At 55.2% G+C, this 17047-nt stretch carries 19 protein-coding genes, 1 tRNA gene and 1 rRNA gene; 1 reads left to right on the plus strand and 20 read right to left on the minus strand.

What is annotated here, in order from left to right; all coding sequences use genetic code 11:
* Positions 1–33: 33 nt before the first annotated feature.
* Positions 34–834 carry an endonuclease/exonuclease/phosphatase family protein gene (locus ABSH60_RS05060; protein WP_072158198.1) on the minus strand — a complete coding sequence of 267 codons (801 nt, stop codon included), beginning with the start codon at positions 832–834 and terminating at the stop codon, positions 34–36.
* A gap of 250 nt (positions 835–1084) precedes the next feature.
* Between ABSH60_RS05060 and yafC the strand changes: the two genes are divergently transcribed.
* Positions 1085–1984 (plus strand): DNA-binding transcriptional regulator YafC, encoded by a 900-nt coding sequence (yafC, locus tag ABSH60_RS05065; protein ID WP_056781607.1) that lies wholly within the window; start codon positions 1085–1087, stop codon positions 1982–1984.
* A gap of 39 nt (positions 1985–2023) precedes the next feature.
* On the opposite strand, the gene ABSH60_RS05070 is transcribed toward yafC, so the two are convergent.
* The 19 genes from ABSH60_RS05070 to rrf form a co-directional block, all read right to left on the minus strand.
* On the minus strand, positions 2024–2716 hold the full coding sequence (locus ABSH60_RS05070; protein WP_390972984.1) for a 4'-phosphopantetheinyl transferase superfamily protein: 693 nt from the start codon (positions 2714–2716) through the stop codon (positions 2024–2026).
* A 3-nt stretch (positions 2717–2719) separates the two neighbouring features.
* Positions 2720–3949 carry a beta-ketoacyl-ACP synthase gene (locus tag ABSH60_RS05075; protein WP_390972986.1) on the minus strand — a complete coding sequence of 410 codons (1230 nt, stop codon included), beginning with the start codon at positions 3947–3949 and terminating at the stop codon, positions 2720–2722.
* Complete coding sequence (locus ABSH60_RS05080; protein ID WP_056781613.1) at positions 3946–4677, minus strand: 3-ketoacyl-ACP reductase FabG2; 732 nt, start codon at positions 4675–4677, stop codon at positions 3946–3948. Before ABSH60_RS05080 ends, ABSH60_RS05075 begins: the two co-directional genes overlap by 4 nt.
* A complete protein-coding gene (locus ABSH60_RS05085) occupies positions 4674–5153 on the minus strand; it encodes a hypothetical protein (protein ID WP_056781615.1) in 480 nt (159 codons plus the stop codon). The genes ABSH60_RS05080 and ABSH60_RS05085 overlap by 4 nt, the downstream gene beginning before the upstream one ends.
* Entirely contained in the window at positions 5150–6322 is a 1173-nt protein-coding gene (locus ABSH60_RS05090; RefSeq protein WP_390972988.1) for a beta-ketoacyl-ACP synthase, read from the minus strand. The genes ABSH60_RS05085 and ABSH60_RS05090 overlap by 4 nt, the downstream gene beginning before the upstream one ends.
* A gap of 1 nt (position 6323) precedes the next feature.
* Positions 6324–6899, minus strand: coding sequence for a DUF3261 domain-containing protein (locus ABSH60_RS05095; RefSeq protein ID WP_056781621.1), 576 nt, complete (start codon positions 6897–6899; stop codon positions 6324–6326).
* Entirely contained in the window at positions 6896–9202 is a 2307-nt protein-coding gene (locus tag ABSH60_RS05100) for an MMPL family transporter (protein WP_390972990.1), read from the minus strand. The genes ABSH60_RS05095 and ABSH60_RS05100 overlap by 4 nt, the downstream gene beginning before the upstream one ends.
* Entirely contained in the window at positions 9192–9797 is a 606-nt protein-coding gene (locus ABSH60_RS05105; RefSeq protein WP_122097345.1) for an outer membrane lipoprotein carrier protein LolA, read from the minus strand. The genes ABSH60_RS05100 and ABSH60_RS05105 overlap by 11 nt, the downstream gene beginning before the upstream one ends.
* A complete protein-coding gene (locus ABSH60_RS05110) occupies positions 9794–10237 on the minus strand; it encodes a thioesterase family protein (RefSeq protein ID WP_056781629.1) in 444 nt (147 codons plus the stop codon). Before ABSH60_RS05110 ends, ABSH60_RS05105 begins: the two co-directional genes overlap by 4 nt.
* A gap of 1 nt (position 10238) precedes the next feature.
* A complete protein-coding gene (locus ABSH60_RS05115) occupies positions 10239–11960 on the minus strand; it encodes a glycosyltransferase (RefSeq protein ID WP_390975687.1) in 1722 nt (573 codons plus the stop codon).
* Positions 11957–12301 (minus strand): 3-hydroxyacyl-ACP dehydratase FabZ family protein, encoded by a 345-nt coding sequence (locus ABSH60_RS05120; protein WP_390972992.1) that lies wholly within the window; start codon positions 12299–12301, stop codon positions 11957–11959. Before ABSH60_RS05120 ends, ABSH60_RS05115 begins: the two co-directional genes overlap by 4 nt.
* Complete coding sequence (locus ABSH60_RS05125; protein WP_390972994.1) at positions 12298–13635, minus strand: AMP-binding protein; 1338 nt, start codon at positions 13633–13635, stop codon at positions 12298–12300. The genes ABSH60_RS05120 and ABSH60_RS05125 overlap by 4 nt, the downstream gene beginning before the upstream one ends.
* On the minus strand, positions 13632–14210 hold the full coding sequence (locus ABSH60_RS05130) for a hypothetical protein (protein WP_390972996.1): 579 nt from the start codon (positions 14208–14210) through the stop codon (positions 13632–13634). Before ABSH60_RS05130 ends, ABSH60_RS05125 begins: the two co-directional genes overlap by 4 nt.
* Positions 14211–14215: 5 nt before the next feature.
* Positions 14216–14470 (minus strand): acyl carrier protein, encoded by a 255-nt coding sequence (locus tag ABSH60_RS05135; protein ID WP_122097331.1) that lies wholly within the window; start codon positions 14468–14470, stop codon positions 14216–14218.
* Between the two features lie 10 nt (positions 14471–14480).
* Entirely contained in the window at positions 14481–14738 is a 258-nt protein-coding gene (locus ABSH60_RS05140) for a phosphopantetheine-binding protein (protein ID WP_056781640.1), read from the minus strand.
* A gap of 3 nt (positions 14739–14741) precedes the next feature.
* On the minus strand, positions 14742–15557 hold the full coding sequence (locus ABSH60_RS05145; RefSeq protein ID WP_390972998.1) for a 1-acyl-sn-glycerol-3-phosphate acyltransferase: 816 nt from the start codon (positions 15555–15557) through the stop codon (positions 14742–14744).
* Positions 15554–16279 carry a beta-ketoacyl synthase chain length factor gene (locus ABSH60_RS05150; RefSeq protein WP_390973000.1) on the minus strand — a complete coding sequence of 242 codons (726 nt, stop codon included), beginning with the start codon at positions 16277–16279 and terminating at the stop codon, positions 15554–15556. Before ABSH60_RS05150 ends, ABSH60_RS05145 begins: the two co-directional genes overlap by 4 nt.
* A gap of 437 nt (positions 16280–16716) precedes the next feature.
* Positions 16717–16793: transfer RNA gene (locus ABSH60_RS05155), tRNA-Asp, on the minus strand.
* Positions 16794–16880: 87 nt separating this feature from the next.
* Positions 16881–16996 (minus strand): 5S ribosomal RNA (rrf, locus tag ABSH60_RS05160).
* Positions 16997–17047: the final 51 nt, after the last annotated feature.

Below are 17047 nucleotides of genomic sequence, written 5' to 3' on the forward strand. Positions count from 1 at the left end.
GCTTTTTTTATCCAAAATTTGGGAAGGGCTTTTTTACTGCACCAGAGGTTTACCGGCCAAAAACTCTACGCGCAGCGGATTATGGTCAGACGCACGGGTTTCCATGACGGAAGCGTGAGTCACGCTCAGGTCGCGATAGAAGATGAAATCGAGCGGTCTGCCAAAGGCGCGTTTACGGTAATCCGCCGGGAAACGCACTTCTTCCAGATGAATATTTCCCGCAAAACCAAACAGCGCGTTGATACGCTGTTTGCTCCAGGCATTGAAATCCCCCGCCATGATCACCGGCCCTTTATGATTCGCAATCTGCTCACCAATCGGGTCAAGTTGCTTGCTGTAAACGTCGATCCCAATACTGAAATTGACCGCATGAATGTTTACAACCATCAGCAGACGGCCATCCAGTAACGGATAGACGGTGACTAATGCCGATTTTGCCAGCCTGAGCAGCGGCTCACGCTCACGCAGAGGGCAACAATAGACCGGGTGTGCCGCAGACAGTGTCATCACGCCAGAGGGGTGCTGAGGCAGCATAAACGCAGGCACCTGATCGGCAGCCAGATAGTTGGACGTGGCATAACGGATCAGTTCCGGCGTGGTTTGCGCTTCCTGAAGTAACACCAGTTGCGCATCTTTGCCGAAATCACGCAGGACTGACAACCAGTCAGCCCGCTGCTGTTTGAAGATATTCCACACCATGACGCGCAAAATATTCGAGTTAGGAAGTGCGGCACCCGGCGGCAAATCTGGCCCCAAATGTGCGAGGGCGCCTGGGAAAATTTGCTCAGCGGGCTGACCTGCCACATATCTCATTGCATATGTTTTTTTTCGCACGCTAATCGCCTGTTCACTCATTCAATGATGCTATGTGAGAGATCATCTCTCAACGAAAGTTCAGTATACGCCCGCAGGCGCTCAGGCCAAATCTGTTTACAAGGGTATACAACCCGCCTGTTCCCCTAAAGGCTAGCATAAAAAAAGCCCCGCCCATTACCGGACCTGATTCGATGGCGGCGTTGATCTGCTTGTGCTTAAATGACAGAAATAACCAAAATATCAGATGATTTATGCTGGAGTAACATCAATGCGAGCCAGTTCTGAAGAGTTGATGACCTTTGTGACCGTGGTGGAAAGTGGCAGTTTTAGCCGTGCGGCGGAACAGCTTGGGCAGGATAATTCAGTCGTCAGCCGGACGCTGAAACGGCTGGAGCAAAAGCTTGGGATCACCCTGCTCAACCGTACTACGCGCCAGATCAGCCTGACACATGAAGGCGAACGGTATTTTGTTCGCGTGCAGAAAATCCTGCATGACATGGCTGCCGCCGAAGACGACTTACTGGAAAACCGTGACGATCCGCAGGGGTTGCTGCGCGTAGATGCCGCCACGCCGGTGATCCTGCACGTCATTACCCCGCTGGTGGCTGAATTCACCGAACGCTTTCCGAAGATGTCGCTGGCGCTGTTTTCTTCCGAGAGCAACATCAATCTGATCGACCACAAAGTTGATGTGGCGATCCGCGTCGGTGAGCTTGAGGATTCAAGCCTGCGCGCCCGCAAACTGATGCTCAGCTACCGCAGCGTGCTGGCCTCGCCGGAATACCTGAAAAAATGGGGAACGCCGCAAAGCGTCGACGCGTTACTGAAGCACCGTTGTCTGGGGTTTAACGAAGTGGTCGCGCTGAACAAATGGCCGCTGCTGTGCGCCGATGGCCAGCAACTGACGATCACCCCGTTTATCAGTTCCGGCAGCGGCGAAACGCTGCGCAGGCTGTGTTTGCAGGGCAACGGTATCGCCTGTCTGTCGGATTTCATGACCGATGAAGATGTGCAGCGCGGGGATTTAGTCAAACTGCTGGTGCCGGATGTCATGCGCATCGCGATGCCACTGCACGCGGTGTATTACAGCGACCAGCGGGTCAGTACCCGGATTCGGAGTTTCATTGATTTTTTAAGCGAGAAGCTCGGGGATTCTGACAGGAAATAATTCGCGATGAGGTGATGCCGGTTTCGCGGAAATGTCGGTTCATCGGCTCCCGGCATCAAAGGATGTCCAGACGCGCTGACGCTGAGAAATAAGCATTCCGCTGGCGGGTTCAAACCGGTATTCCTCCGGCGCCCCGGCGCCTTGCGGAACGGCCACCGCGCTCATCACCGTGCCACGACTTGCACACCATAACCGGCTGCCGGTCGCTGGCTGCGAGGTAAAACGTCTTGCGGCGGGGTCGAGACGGAGGCGGTCCATTTGCCAGACGCTTGCGCCCTGCTGTTTCAGCCACGCCTCACGTAAACACCAGAGCTGCCAGAAGGCAGTCTGCGGATCGGTCTGCTCCACCATCCACCGGAATTCGCCAGCGCTGAAGGCCGCCTGCGCGATAGCCAGATAACGCGGGCGCGCGCGCATCTGCTCGACGTCGCATCCGGTTTGTCCGGCGTCGCACAGTACCAGTTGCAGACAGTTTTTACTGTGGCTGAGGGAAAAATGCGGCAGGGAGGGATCGACAAACGACGGTTTACCCGTGGCGGAAATCTGCATAGCGGGCAGCATTTCACAGCCTTTAAAAGCCCACAGCGCTTGCGCCAGCAGCGCCCTTCCCGCAAGCCATTGCTGCCTGCGGGCGGGGTTCATGCTTTCACTTCGCGCGAGAAGGTCTGCGGGCAAACGCGACAGCGGGAAGCGGTCGTTCAGCTGTGCCGTCACGAAATACGCAGACATCATCAGTTATGGCCAGCGACGGAAAACCAGCGACGTATTAATGCCGCCAAACGCGAAGTTATTCGACTGAATAAACTCGGTCTGAATATGACGCGATTCGCCCATGATGTAGTCCAGTTCGCCGCACAGCGGATCCGGCTGCGTCAGGTTGATGGTTGGAACAAAGCGGTCTTCGCGCATCATTTCCAGCGACATCCAGGCTTCCAGCGCGCCACAGGCGCCGAGCGTATGGCCGAAGTAACTTTTCAGCGACGAAATCGGCGTTCTGTCGCCAAAGACCGCCGCCGTCGCCTGACTTTCCGCGATATCCCCGCGATCGGTCGCCGTGCCATGCGCACTGATGTAGCCAATCTCCGCCGCAGAAATACCGGCGTTTTTCAGCGCTTTTTCAATGCAAATTTGCATGGTGGATTGCTGCGGCTGAGTGATGTGCGCAGCGTCACAGTTGGTGGCGAACCCGACGATCTCGGCATAAATTTTCGCACCCCGCGCGCTGGCGTGTTCGAGGGATTCAAGGATCAGCGCGCCAGCGCCTTCGCCAATCACCAGCCCGTCACGCTGCGCATCGAACGGACGAGGAGATAATTCAGGGCGATCGTTTTGCTGGCTGGTAGCGAACAACGTGTCAAAAACCGCGGCTTCCGACGGGCATAACTCTTCCGCGCCGCCCGCCACCATCACGGTCTGGTAGCCGTGTTTGATCGCTTCATACGCATAGCCGATGCCCTGGCTGCCCGATGTGCAGGCACTGGACGTCGGGATCACCCGCCCTTTCAGACCAAAGAACAGACCGGCATTCACTGCCGTGGTGTGCGGCATCATCTGCACGTACGTGGTGCCGGTGATGTTGTTGGTGTGCTTTTCCGTCAGCATGGTGGCGAATTCGCTGACCGGCCCGGTACTGCCGGTGGAAGACCCAAAGGCAATGCCAGTTTCGCCGTTGGTCAGGATCGGATCATCAAGTAAACCCGCCTGTTCCAGGGCCAGTTCCACCGCGCGGGTGGACAGCAGCGAGACGCGCCCCATTGAACGGATACGCTTGCGGGTGTAATGCGCCGGGATAACAAAGTCATCCACCGGCGCACCAAGATGCGTATTCAGCCCCTGATAAATCAGCCATTCGTCCATGTGGCGAACCGCGTTACGCCCCTGCTGCAGACGGGCGCTGACGTCGTGCCAGTGATTACCGAACGCCGTAATTCCTTTCATGCCGGTGACGACTACACGGTGTGTCATACCATGCCTCCGTTGATGGAAATCACCTGACGGGTAACATAGCCGGCGATATCTGACATCAGATAGCTCGCCAGGCCCGCCACTTCATCGGCGTTGCCCATACGTTTGAGCGGGATCATGCTCATCGCCGCGTCGAACGCCGGTTTTTCCATCTCCAGCATGCCTGTATCGATAAGCCCCGGCGCAATACAGTTCACGGTGATTTTGCGTTTTGCCAGCTCCAGCGACAGCGCCTTACAGGCACCGATAATGCCCGCTTTGGCCGCACTGTAATTGACCTGCCCGCGGTTACCGGTGATACCCGAAACAGAGGACAGCGCAATAATCCGCCCGCCCTGACGCAGCCCGATCATCGGCATAACGCAGGGATGTAACACGTTATAGAAACTGTCGAGATTGGTATGGATCACGCCATCCCAGTCTTCATCGGTGAGTGCCGGAAACGCCGCATCGCGGGTAATCCCGGCGTTATTAACCACGCCGTAATACGCGCCGTGCGCCTCAATATCACGCTCAATCGCCTCGCGGCACTGCGCACGGTGGCTGATATCAAATTGCACAATACGGCCACTGCCGCCGAATCCGGCGATCTGCTGCAAAGTATCTTCAGCCCCTGTTTTATCGCTGTGGTAGTGAATCGCTACCTCAAAACCGTCTTTCGCCAGCCGGATGGCAATGGCTTTACCGATCCCTTTACTGGCACCGGTGACTAATACTGAACGCGTCATGCCTGCATCCCCTGAGTTAATTTTATTATTTCGTCCTTGTCTGGCTGATAAGTATTCAGCCGTCCCTGTGCAACCTGTAGGTTGTCTTGTTCACCCTTAATACTGATAACACCTTCAAAACTCGCGATTTTTTCATCGCGTAATACCATCGATACTCTGATTAATAATTCACTGCCCGCCGCGAATTCCGGGACGGCGCATTTAAGACCACGTCCGCCCAGCAGCATGCCTAATTGTGGCGGCTCGCCAGATTGTGCGCCATGCCAGCCGCTCCACACGCCGATCGTCTGCGCAATCAGCTCGAGGGAATACCACGCAGGCAACGCACCGTCCGCATTAAGAAAGGGGGCCAGTACGCTGTCCTGGCTCACCACAACGCTGCACAACGCGGTGTCGCGGGTCACGTCAATCACGTTTTCCAGCAATACCATCGGCTCAGCGTGAGGTAAAAAATCCGCCGCATTTTGATAACTCATGACGGCCTCCCGATCAGAATGCTGGCATTGTTGCCGCCAAAGGCAAAAGAGTTAGACAGGATCACCGGTCTGGCGAGCGGTTGCCCGGTCGTGGCCAGCCAGATATCCGGCAGGCTGACATCGCGCGAAATCTGTGAAAAATCCTGATGCGGCAGATGAAGAGCCTGCGTCAGGATCAGCCAGCTGAGCGCGGCTTCCGTCGCGCCAGCGGCACCCAGCGTATGGCCGGTAAGATGCTTGGTCGAACTGCACGGCGTGCTGTTGCCAAACAGACGATGTATGACAGCGGCCTCCACCTGATCGTTGAGCGGCGTCGCCGTACCGTGAGCGTTGATGTAACCCACGTCGCTCGCGGTCAGCCCGGCCATTTTCAGCGCCATCGTGATCGCCCTTTCCGCCCCGAGCCCTTCCGGATGTGGCGCAGACATGTGCCACGCATCGGAAGATTCTCCGACGCCGAGCAGTGCGACCTCTGCCGGTTCGCGGGTCAGTAAAATCAGCGCGGAGGCTTCACCGATATTGATGCCGTCGCGCCCCTGTCCGAACGGGGCGCACCGCCCATGCGATAACGATTCCAGACTGTTAAAGCCGTTCACGGGCATGCGGCAAAGGCTGTCAGCACCGCCGACAATGGCCGCGTCCACCAGCCCGGCTTCGATCAGTCGCTTGCCGCTGATGATCGCCCGCGCACTGGAGGAACACGCGGTAGACAACGTGTACGCAGGGCCGCTCAGATCCAGCAATTCAGCCATAAACTGCGACGGATCGCCAAGCTCCTGCTGGCGGTAATCGAAGCCCGGCGGGAATTCACCGTGCTGATGTAAATAGCGCACGGCCTCTTCGCCCTCAGCAATGCCAGAGGTGCTGGTGCCCATGATCACCGCAACGCGATCTTTGCCGTACTGCGCGATCGCCGCGCTGACCTGAGATTCGATCGGCGCCAGCGCGGCCAGCAACAGCTGATTATTCCGGCTGCGGTGCGCCATCAGATCACCCGGGATCGCCGGCAGATCGCCCGTGACGGTGCCAAGCCAGACCGGACGGTTTTCCGTCAACCAGCCTTCCTGCAATGACATGCCAGGCGCAGTGCCCGCCGTGAGGTTTTGTGCGATCTGTACAAGATCGTTGCCCAGCGCGTTCACCATGCCCACGGCCGAAAAGTAAATCATGTTAGCCACCGACGTTCTGGATAGTTATCTGGTAATGAAAAGCCTGCTGGGTGATCGACACTGGCTGGCGGGTCGCGCCTTTCGGCAGATAGTCGATGCGGGTGATCGTCGCCCCGTGGTTATCCAGCAACGTGCGGCGAAGCGGTTGATCGTCCAGCCGCCAGCCCGCAGGAAGCAGCGGCTGCCAGCGTTCGACCGGCCAGTAGCTCAGCATGATATCGGCCAGAACCTGATTTGCAGGAGGTAAACCGTCAATTTTTATGGCCTGCTCGGTGTGGATCCCTTGTTGATCGTAGACCACTTTGAACAGACGGATCCCCAGCGGAGAGAGCCCGGCCAGTTGCAGCGATTTGCCATCGGCATTAAGTAAGACCAGCAGCGACTGCTGTTTGCCCTTCACGGTGGCCGTCAGCAACTGTTGCTGACTCACCGGCTTTTCCAGCAGCGGCGAGGGTAATTTCACCTGAACGCCGGGTTTCAGCCAGGCTTGCGGCAGCGTGCTGGCCGGAGGCTGCGTGGCACAACCGCCGAGGCTAAGCACCAGCCAGGCCAGAAGTGGCAACGTGAATCGACTCATTTTCTACGTCCTCGTTTTTTAACCGGCAGAGTCAGCGGTGAGAGCAGGAAGGCCGTCAGAATGCCAAAACTCAGCACGATGCCAAAACTGCTGATCGCCTGCGTGGCGCTGAATACCAGCATCCCGAAGGTCAGCAGCGTCGTCACCACCGCCATGAATACCGCAAACATCGAGGTGGTCGGTGTGCCGCGCGGATTGGTGAAAAACAGCGTGTAGTTAATGCCAATGCCCAGCACCAGGATCAACGCCAGCAAAGAAAACAGATTGAGATTATGCCCGCTGTAGCCGAGCGCCGCGATGCCCGTCGCCAGTGATAAAACAGTCGGCACCAGACAAATCAGCCCGTGCGGCAGGCGGAAACGCCAGAGATACATGACGGCAATCACTGCCACGGCCAGCGCCAGAAGGCCGGTCAGATAAACCCGGTATTGGGAAAAGAGATCGCTGAACTCGGTTTTACGGTCAATCCAGCCCGCGCCCGGCGAGGAATCCGCCAGCGCTGCCATCGCGGCGCTGTCGTGAACGCCACTGACAGGAATGAGTGTCGCGCTGCTCCCGTCCGGCAGGGACAACCATAATAACCGCCAGCCCTGACTGATGACGCTGTTAAGCCACATCGGAACATCGACCGTTTGCGGACGTAAATCGGGCACAGAAACGCGGATGCCCGCCTGCTCTAACTGAGCCACAATCTGCGGCGCACGCTGCCTGAGCAAGGTTAAATCGCGCTGCTGCTGTGCCTGGGAGGGCAACCCGAGCATCCGGTAGCCGTCAATCACGCCGCCCGTTTTTGCCTGCGCCAGCTTTGGCCGTAACGCTTCGAGGCGTTGCAGCGTTTGCTCGGCATTTTCGCCATACACCACCAGCCATTTCTGATCGTTAGTTTGCCCGGTCAGCGCGGCAATCTGCTGTTCCTGCTGCTGTAACGCGGCGGGCAGCGATTGTAAATCAGCAATATCATCATTGATTTTAAGCTGAGCTATTCCGCCCGCTGCCACCAGTAAAATCAGGACGGGTAAGCCGATGCGCACCGCTTTCTGGCTGCGCCACGCCAGCAACCAGCGGAAAATCAGGGCAAGCCCCGGTGTCGGCCCTACCGGCAGGCGTTTTGATAAATACGGATACCAGCACATCACCGTTATACAGGCGGCGCTCAGCCCGGCCGCGGCGAATACCGCCAGCTGTTGCAGGCCCGGAAAGGGCGCGATCAGCAGCATCAGATAGGCGGCCACCGTGGTCAGCAGGGCCATGGATAATGCCGGGAACAGTTTTTTCAGGCTGTCCAGCGGCGTGGTCGTGTCGCCGTGAACCCGCCGCTCGGTGAGGAAATAAAGGGTGTAGTCAGCGGAGATCCCGACAATGCTGGTACTCAGCACCAGCGTCATTATGTGAATTTCGCCAAATACCCATAAGGTAAAAACGGTGCCGGATAATGCGCCAATGGCGATAGAAAGCAGACTGAGCAACAACGGCAGCACCGAGCGGAACATCACTAAAATCAGTACGAATACGCCGATCACCGACGCCGCACCAATGGTGGAAAGATCGCGTTCAGCCTGCTGGCTGGCATAGTTGCTGTAGAAAATTGTGCCGCGCGCCAGCACTTTCGCCCCCGGCCAGCGGGTTTCAAAGGCCTGTTTCACCGCATTCAGGCTGGCGACCGTCTGCCTGCCGGTGGTGATGTCATACGAAGAGGCTTTCAGCTCAGCGTGCACTAAATACCAGCTACGCCCCTGCTTATCACGGGCCATCAGCCAGCCCTGATCGAGCGTCATGCCGCTGCTGTTTTGCTGCTGCGCCATCTGGGACGCGCGGACCAGCAACAGCGGGTCGTGAGTCAGTTCTTTTCCACTGACGCCGGCAAACGCCGAGTAGAGCTGACCGAGGATCCACTGGCTTTGCGCCTCCGCCCCGGTTGTCAGCCGCTGGCGGGTCGCATCATCAAGCAAAGCGTTACGGTGTTGAAAAAAGAACGTGCCCCACTCCTGCTGGCGTTGAGCATCCATCGGCCCTTCCACCTGACTCAGTTCAGGCAACGCCCGCAGCTGTTTCAGCCAGTCGTCAAGCGGCGCAATGCCTGCGCCCTGCGGCGGGCTGACCAGCCACATCAGCTGACGATCGAGGCGCTGCGTGAAACCTTTTACAAACACCTGCGGAACGGTGGTGTTCTGCTGTTGCGGCAGGAGCGCCAGCACGCTGCTGTTAATCTGACTGCGCGGCAGCAGCCAGAACAAGGCGGCGACCAGCAAGGCGATGATCAGCAGCCAGCCTAGTGCGAGGCGACGATGAAATTCAGGACGCAAAATGGCGTTTCTCGGCGTCAGTCAGCTGGGCTGGCGCCGTTTGCTGGTTGAAGAAGCGGATATGCGTGGCGTCGCCCTGCATGTCATTAATATCGATATTGTTCAGGTAAGTTTCGCCATGCAGCGTGATGCTGCGGAAAAGACGGTTAAGCGGTGAGACTTTCGGCGTCAGGACAAGCGTCCAGGCGCCCTTGCCCTGATCGGTGAAACCGAGCGTGAAATTCTGCTCCAGCACGCGGCGATCGGCATGAAACAAGGCGCTCAGCAGCGAGTTGAACTGAAACATCTGCGGGTTGCTTTGCGCGGTGACGACCTGCGGATCCTGCCCCGCCATGATCTGCACCATGCGATTTTCGGTCAGTAATAACGTCAGGCTGAACGGTTTCTCCTGCTGCCACCACAGCCCTTGCTGCTGGGCGATCACCAGATTTCCGCTGGAATTCAGCGGTTGCGCCATGCCGCTGATGGTCCGCTGCTGGGCAAACTCGGCTCTGAGTACCGGCACCTGACTAAAACGCTGCTGTAACTCTTCCAGCGTGACGGCCTGAGCTGCCACGCTGAACACCGCCAGCAGGATAAATAACAGTGATCTCACAGGCTGACTCCCGTTTTATCGAACAACACCTGTGGCGAGACAAAGCACATCTCTTTGGTGGTGGCATCCACCGCCACCTGCAAGGTGTAACCGGTGGTGGTGCGCTTACCGGTTTCGATGTCGAAAATCTGATAGCCGATCCGCAGACGGTTTTCGATCTCCTCCAGCTGTGCGCGCACTTCAATGCGTTGCTCGAAGACAACCGGCGCAATGTATTTCAGGCGGGTATCGACAATTGGCCAGACGTAGCCTGACGCCAGCATCTGACGGTAACCGTAATCAAACTGCTTCAGCAATTGCTCGCGCGCGACTTCCAGATAACGGAAATAGTTGCCATGCCACACCACGCCCATCGAATCAGCGTCGTGAAAAGGCACGGTGATTTCCACGCGGGTGGAAAATCGCGGATCGTTAAATTTTGGGTCAAGTTTGGACGTCATATCAGTCAGGTTTCCCTTCAGGGGCGTCATCCGCTGGATGCTGCCAGAAATCATAAAAATTGAACCAGTCATGAGGCGCCAGCAGGCTGTAATGCTCAAGACGAGCGGCGTAACGATCGACTGCGTCCTGCAACGCGGGCAGGCGCTGAGCGCGCGGCAGGATCAGCGGGTCGGCAAAATTTTCACAGTAAATGTGCAGCTGCCGTTGCTGCATGATGCCAAACATCAGCATCACCGGCGCACGCAGCGCTGCCGCCAGAATAAAAGGCCCCTGCGGAAACGCGGCCGGCTTGCCAAGAAAATCACTCCAGATCACGCGGGCGTGTTCACCGCGCTGATGGCTGCTGGCAGAGGTACGATCGCCGACGATCGCCACCCATTCTCCTGCATCGAGCTTTTCCTGCAACAGCATCGCCGTATCCGGCCCCATCTTGCTCACCTGAATCAGGTTCACCACCGCCTGCGGATTGATCTCTTTCATCACCTGATTAAAGCGCTCGGCATTATCGGTGAAAACCAGCGCATTGACGATGATCCGGTGGTTGAGCGCACCCAATGCGCGGCAGGATTCGATATCGCCCAGATGCGAGGCCAGAATAAGCGTTCCACGCCCCGACGCGATGTGTGCCTCGCAAACCTCAGGATTGACCAGCACGGCGTCGGTCAGGGTTTTATCGCCCTGCCAGCTCGCCAGCTTGCTCAGCAAGGATTCACCAAAACGCATGAAATGACGGAACGTGCCGGTGGGATAAGGCAGAGTCAGGTTTCGCTGCGCGGCGGTGTGGCGGATACGGTCAAGGTAACGGGCTGATGCCCTGCGCTGAGTCTGGCCGGTCAGCCAGAAATACGCGATTACCGGGTAAAGCAGCAGACGAAACGCGCGGTATCCCAGCAGGCGATACACCTTCATCATCAGGCGAATGCCCCACAGCCCCTGACGTTCAGGCGTGGCTGACCAGTGCTGACCGGCAGGCAGATTTTGTCGCTGGCGCAGTAAAAAGCCCACGCGCGGCAACATGCCAAAGAACAGCCGGGTGTGCATCCATGAAATCTTGATGTTGTCTTTTACGGCATCGAAATGCGAAAGGCCGTCAGCCGGATAGGTCACCTTCGTCGGCAGGAAGCGGCTGCGGGTGCCTTGCCAGTAAAGGCGCACCATAATCTCGGTGTCGAAATCCATCCGCTGCCCGAGGGCATGACTGTCCATCAGCGCCAGACAGGGTTTGAGAGGGTAAACACGAAAACCACACATGCTGTCTTTGAGAGAAAACGACAAGGTTTCGACCCACACCCAAAAATGCGTGATGTAACGGCCATACAATCGCGATTTAGGCACGCTGTCATCGTAAACCGGCTGACCGGAGATAAGACAATCCGGATGGCGGCGGGCTTCGTCCAGCATGGCGGGAACGTCTGACAGCTGATGCTGACCGTCGGCATCAACCTGAATGGCGTGAGTGAAACCTTTTTCGGCTGCCAGCCGCAACGCCTTCATGACCGCCATCCCTTTGCCCTGATTCGACGGCAAACGCGTCAGACTCATCCACGGCATCACGGCAGCCAGCCGTTGAAGCTCATCGGCAGTCGCCGCATCACTGCCGTCATCGACGACGAGGCAGGTCAAACCCAAAGGCCGGAGATTTTCCAGCACGCATGCCATCATTGCGCCGTGGTTGTAGCACGGAATAATCAGGCAGGGAGAAAAAGCCTCGTGCTGATTCATGGACATAAGCTGATTTTCCCGCTGCTGGCGACCACGTCGCCCAGACTGTATCGGAAAACCAGCCGGTGTTTTTCTTTCAGCCAGTCAATCTGCACCCTGACGGTTTCACCGGGCAACAGAGGCCGCTGGAATTTCACCACTTCCATACCGGAAAACCTGTTGTCCAGCCCGAAACCGGCACTGGCGTATTCCATCACCCAGTTTATCTGCGTGACGCCCGGCAAAATCGGCGAGGAGGGAAAATGACCTTTGAACCAGAATAAATCTGCCGGAAGCCGTAATTCGAGGATCAGGCTGCTGTCGCTGATTTGTTGCTGACTGAGCACTTCAGGCATCTTCATAAAAACATTTCCTGTAATTCAGCCGCAGCGCGCTTGCCTTGCTGGTTGAGAGGGATGGCCGGGACAATGCGCCAGTAACGCGGCAGAGACACCGGCGACAACCAGTCACGCAGCGCTTGCCGAAGTTGACCGATAAAAGGGTTGTGCCCCTGCGCCCTGTATTGTTGGTCACCCGCTGGGCTCAGAACCAGCACCGCCGCGATGCAAACTCTGCCCTGCTTTTCTATGGTCATGATACAGGCTTCGGACACCTCTTCCAGTGCGCACAGGCGTTGCTCTATTTCACTGAGCGAGATTCGCTGCTCGGCAATTTTCACAATCCGATCCTTGCGTCCCAGCAAATGGAAATGCCGCTGGTCTGGCAGAATGTCGACCTCATCACTGAGAATCATGCCTTCAGGTTGCGGGATTAGCGGGGACATCAGTGCAACGTGGCCATCCAGACGGTGTTCGAAAGCGATGTCGCTGAACAGCGTCCAGGGCTCATCAGACTGGCGATGGGCGATCACCCCCGTTTCTGTCGTCCCGTAAATCTCCAGCGGAAAGCAACCACAGGTTGTCGCAGTTAATTGCGCACCCTGACGGGACAGCGGACCTCCGGCAGAAAAGACGCTCCGCAGGCTGGCCGGTTCCAGCGCAGGGTCCAGTCGTTTAAGAAACGCCGGGCTGCTGGTCAGCACTAAAGTGCGGACGCGGGAAAGCGTCACCAACTGCTCATGGTATTCGACACTTTTCACATAAAAAGGCAGACCCAGCGTCAGGGGCAACATGAAGGCAAAAGTCAGCCCATACATATGATGCGGGGCAACGGTCGCCGCAAAATAACTTCCCCGGAGATCGTCACCCCAAAGCGCAGCAAGCCACCGGCTTTCACATTCGAGAGAGGAAACCAGTTTAATAATTTTTTGTGGTTTGCCGGTTGAGCCTGAGGTAAATAAAATCAGCGATGCATTTTCCGGCCATGCCGGTAATGATGAAAAGTAGGGGCTGGCATCACAGGGAAAAGTCAGTGTCGGGCAGCCGGGTGACAGCGGGCGATCGGTGATCAGCGCGTCGAACTCTTCCAGCTGCTCTGCAAGGACGGCCTGACGAAAATGGCCGGGCAACACCGGCATTCTTCCACTGTAAATCACCGCCAGCAAAGCAACGGCGAAGGCGTAATTGTCTTGCAGGCAAATCGCCCAGCGCTGATGTGGGGTGACGGTTATCTGACTGATGAGTGAGAGCACATCGTGGCGTAACTCATCCTGCCGCCATGACCGGGTTTCGCTCCAGGCAACCAGATGATCATCGGCTCTCTGTGCACTCAGCCACTGGCCCATTGGGAGCGTCATAACCGTTGCAGACGCTTTCTGACTATCCATTCAATACCCATCAATAAGCCGATTAGCAGATAACTTATCCCGCCGTTATACAGCGCCCAAAGAGCCACATCTCCTTTAAGGCAGGTATATAAAGCGAGAAAACCGTTACACACAAAAAAGAGGCACCAGACTTGCGTGACGCGCCGGGTATAAATGACACCTGCAGGGGATAAATCCGGTTCACTGAGTCTGGCCAGGCGCTCAACAACAGATTGCCGCGCGCGTAATGAACTGAAAAACAGAATAAACAGCAAAGTATTTACCGCAACCGGGTAATACAGCAGCAAGGATGTTTCACGTAACAGCGCACTGATCGCCACCAGAACAATGCCCGCCGCAGCAATCGCTTTTCCAAAGAAGGTAAGCTGGCTGAGCTTACCGCGAAAAGTCAGCAGGCGCAGAATAAAAACCAGCCCCAGTAACGGGGCAAGAATGCCGATCCCCCAGGTTTTTAAACCGCTCCATACCGCTACGGGATAGGCAACTATCGCCACGATCGTTACCCAGCGGATAATCGTGGCGACCCTGTTACGGGCTTCAGACACGGCGATTACTGCGCAGGCGTGTTAAGTAATTCATCAATGGCATCCACAACATCCTGAACGGTGCGCACCGATTTAAACATTTCAGGTTTAATCTTTCGTCCGGTGGTCTTCTGCAAATGAACAACCAAATCCACAGCATCAATGCTGTCTAATTCCAGATCTTCATATAATTTTGCATCTGGTTTGATATCACTTTCATCCACTTCAAACAGCTTGATTAATAACTCGCTAATTTGATTGTAAATTTCTTGCTTCTGCATAGGAATCTCTTTAACCACGCTGCACTGATATAAACCGGGCGAGGGTTTCAACAGAATAAAAATGCTCACGCATTTCCTGACTTTCTGCCGAAAGGGTCACGCCGTATTGCTTTTTGAAAGCCAAACCTAATTCAAGGGCATCAATAGAGTCTAGTCCTAAACCATCACCGAAAAGTGGCGCCTCAGTCTCTATCTCATCAGGCGTCATACCCTCAAGATTGAGGGTGGTGATGATAAGTTCTTTTATCTCGTGGCTTAATGGATCCATGACTTATTTCTCGTTATTTTGAATATTGCTGCGCATCAGCTCGGTGCGTAAATGCTGTGTCAGGCGTCTTGCTGCCAACGCTGGCGAAAGATCATGGTCATCCATAAAATCGATAACGTTAACTTTATCGGCAACCGTAATAATAAATTGAGGTTTGATCCGCGGAATTTGATACCACTTCCCCTGCTTGGTCAGCATCGGAGGCTGACAGGAGATATGGACAATCCGCACATCACAACCCGCCCTCACCGCAATATTTGCGGCCCCGCGTTGCAAGGTCATTTCCTGGCCTGGCAAAGAGCGCGTGCCTTCCGGGAAAATCAACAGGGTTCCACCGGCTTGCAAGCGGGCTTCACAGGCCAGCAGTAAAGTTTCCGAACCGGCATTCACCAGATACCCCGCCGCTTTGATCACGCCGCGCAAAAACGGGTTCTGTAATAAAGCCTGCTTGACGATGCAATCACAGCGCGGCATTCGCGACGCAAGGATCACATAGTCGAGAAGGCTTGGATGGTTAGCCACGACCAGACAGCCAGTATCCTGCTTAAACTTCTCATCACCGACGAAGCAAAAATCCATCACTCCAAATAGCCGTAATCCACCCAGAAAAAAACGGAAGCTGTTACGGATACTGTTTAGCGTCATACGGTGCAAAGTTTCAGGCTGACGAATGACGAGCCGCAACAGGTTAAACCATATGATTGAAAGCAGCAGTCCGCCGATTCCGAAAAGCGCAAAAAAGAGGCCTGTTACCCCCCATCGCCACACCCGGTTCACAAGACAAAACGCATCATAGGGCAACCCAGAGACTCTTCTCACAAATTATGCTTCCAGTGCCAGCGTCGGCCATTATTCATATCAACATAAAAGGAAGGAGACGAAGTGAGATAACCGCGCAAGAATTGCAGACTCTGAGGAACGTTCTGCACACAGTCATTGCCCGTGGAAAGTATGTCACTACATTGCCAGCCATCACCAGCGGCTAATAATATTCCTACAGCATAAGGTAAAAACTCAGAATTTACCGATTTGTCATAAATAGCAGGTATTTCACCGTCAAAGTCGATCAACATGACACGCTCTGCCCCGCCAGCCAGCATTGATTGCGCTTCGATTATTCCTTGCTGAAAACTATTGCCGCCTGCCGCTAATGACGTCACAGGCAGCGGGTTTTTACTGATAATGGTCAGCCAGCCAGCGGCAGTATTATGCACTGACATTGAGAATTCAGTCGGCGAGGTAGGGAGATCGTCGGCCAGGGCATTCAGAATTCGCCCTGAGCGCTCAAGCTCACCATGACGGCTGGTAAAAATAGCCGCATCGATATCATGCGCAGCGAGTAACGAAAGGCCCGTTTCAACGGCAAATCGACTTCCGATACTCATACGCCGTGCAGCCATCATCGGGATCTGCGTTGTCTTGGGATGTTCACCGGAAAAGTGAACAATATCAGACTGATTAGCCCACTGGATCCAATGTTCACAACTGTCTTTTCCCGGAGCGAGAGCCTGCCAGTGAAGTATATCCAGTGAGAATTTCATGGTGACTTATCTTAATAAATTTGCCGGGTTAAGATTCTATGACATTTGACTGAGGATGGCATCTGCAATCTATGAGATCGTCATCGCTAAATTTATTTCGCTTTATATTTTATAACGTACGGAATATTAGCATTTAATATCAGTTTTAATAAACTGAGCATGTTCATTAATATAGAAAATACCCACGGGTATTTCTCAAACAAAACATAAACGAGATTGGTTATTATTCTTTTAGTGTTTATTAGCCAAAACTGATATTAAATTTCACTTAACTCCCGCATCAGATAAATCGCAGAGGTTAACTTAATAAACGTTTAAGGTCAGTATTGGTTAAAAAGCGCATACGAGCTTAAAATTTCCGAGCAAAATGCGCACAACCTGCTGAAAGCAGACGCAAAAAAACCCTGAATCTTTCGATTCAGGGTCTATGCAATAAGTGGCGGAACGGACGGGGCTCGAACCCGCGACCCCCTGCGTGACAGGCAGGTATTCTAACCAACTGAACTACCGCTCCACCGGTTCTTTCACACCCATCAGAAATCGTCTGATGCGCGTTTGTTCCTGTTATTTTCCTTGTCAGGGGAAAAGGAACTAATTTGATGCCTGGCAGTTCCCTACTCTCGCATGGGGAGACCCCACACTACCATCGGCGCTACGGCGTTTCACTTCTGAGTTCGGCATGGGGTCAGGTGGGACCACCGCGCTAGTGCCGCCAGGCAAATTCTGTTTCATCCATAACGCGCACCTTAAGTCAGGCTTGCACTACGA

The organism is Rahnella sp. R3(2024) (genome assembly GCF_042920125.1).
Taxonomy (GTDB): domain Bacteria; phylum Pseudomonadota; class Gammaproteobacteria; order Enterobacterales; family Enterobacteriaceae; genus Rahnella; species Rahnella rivi.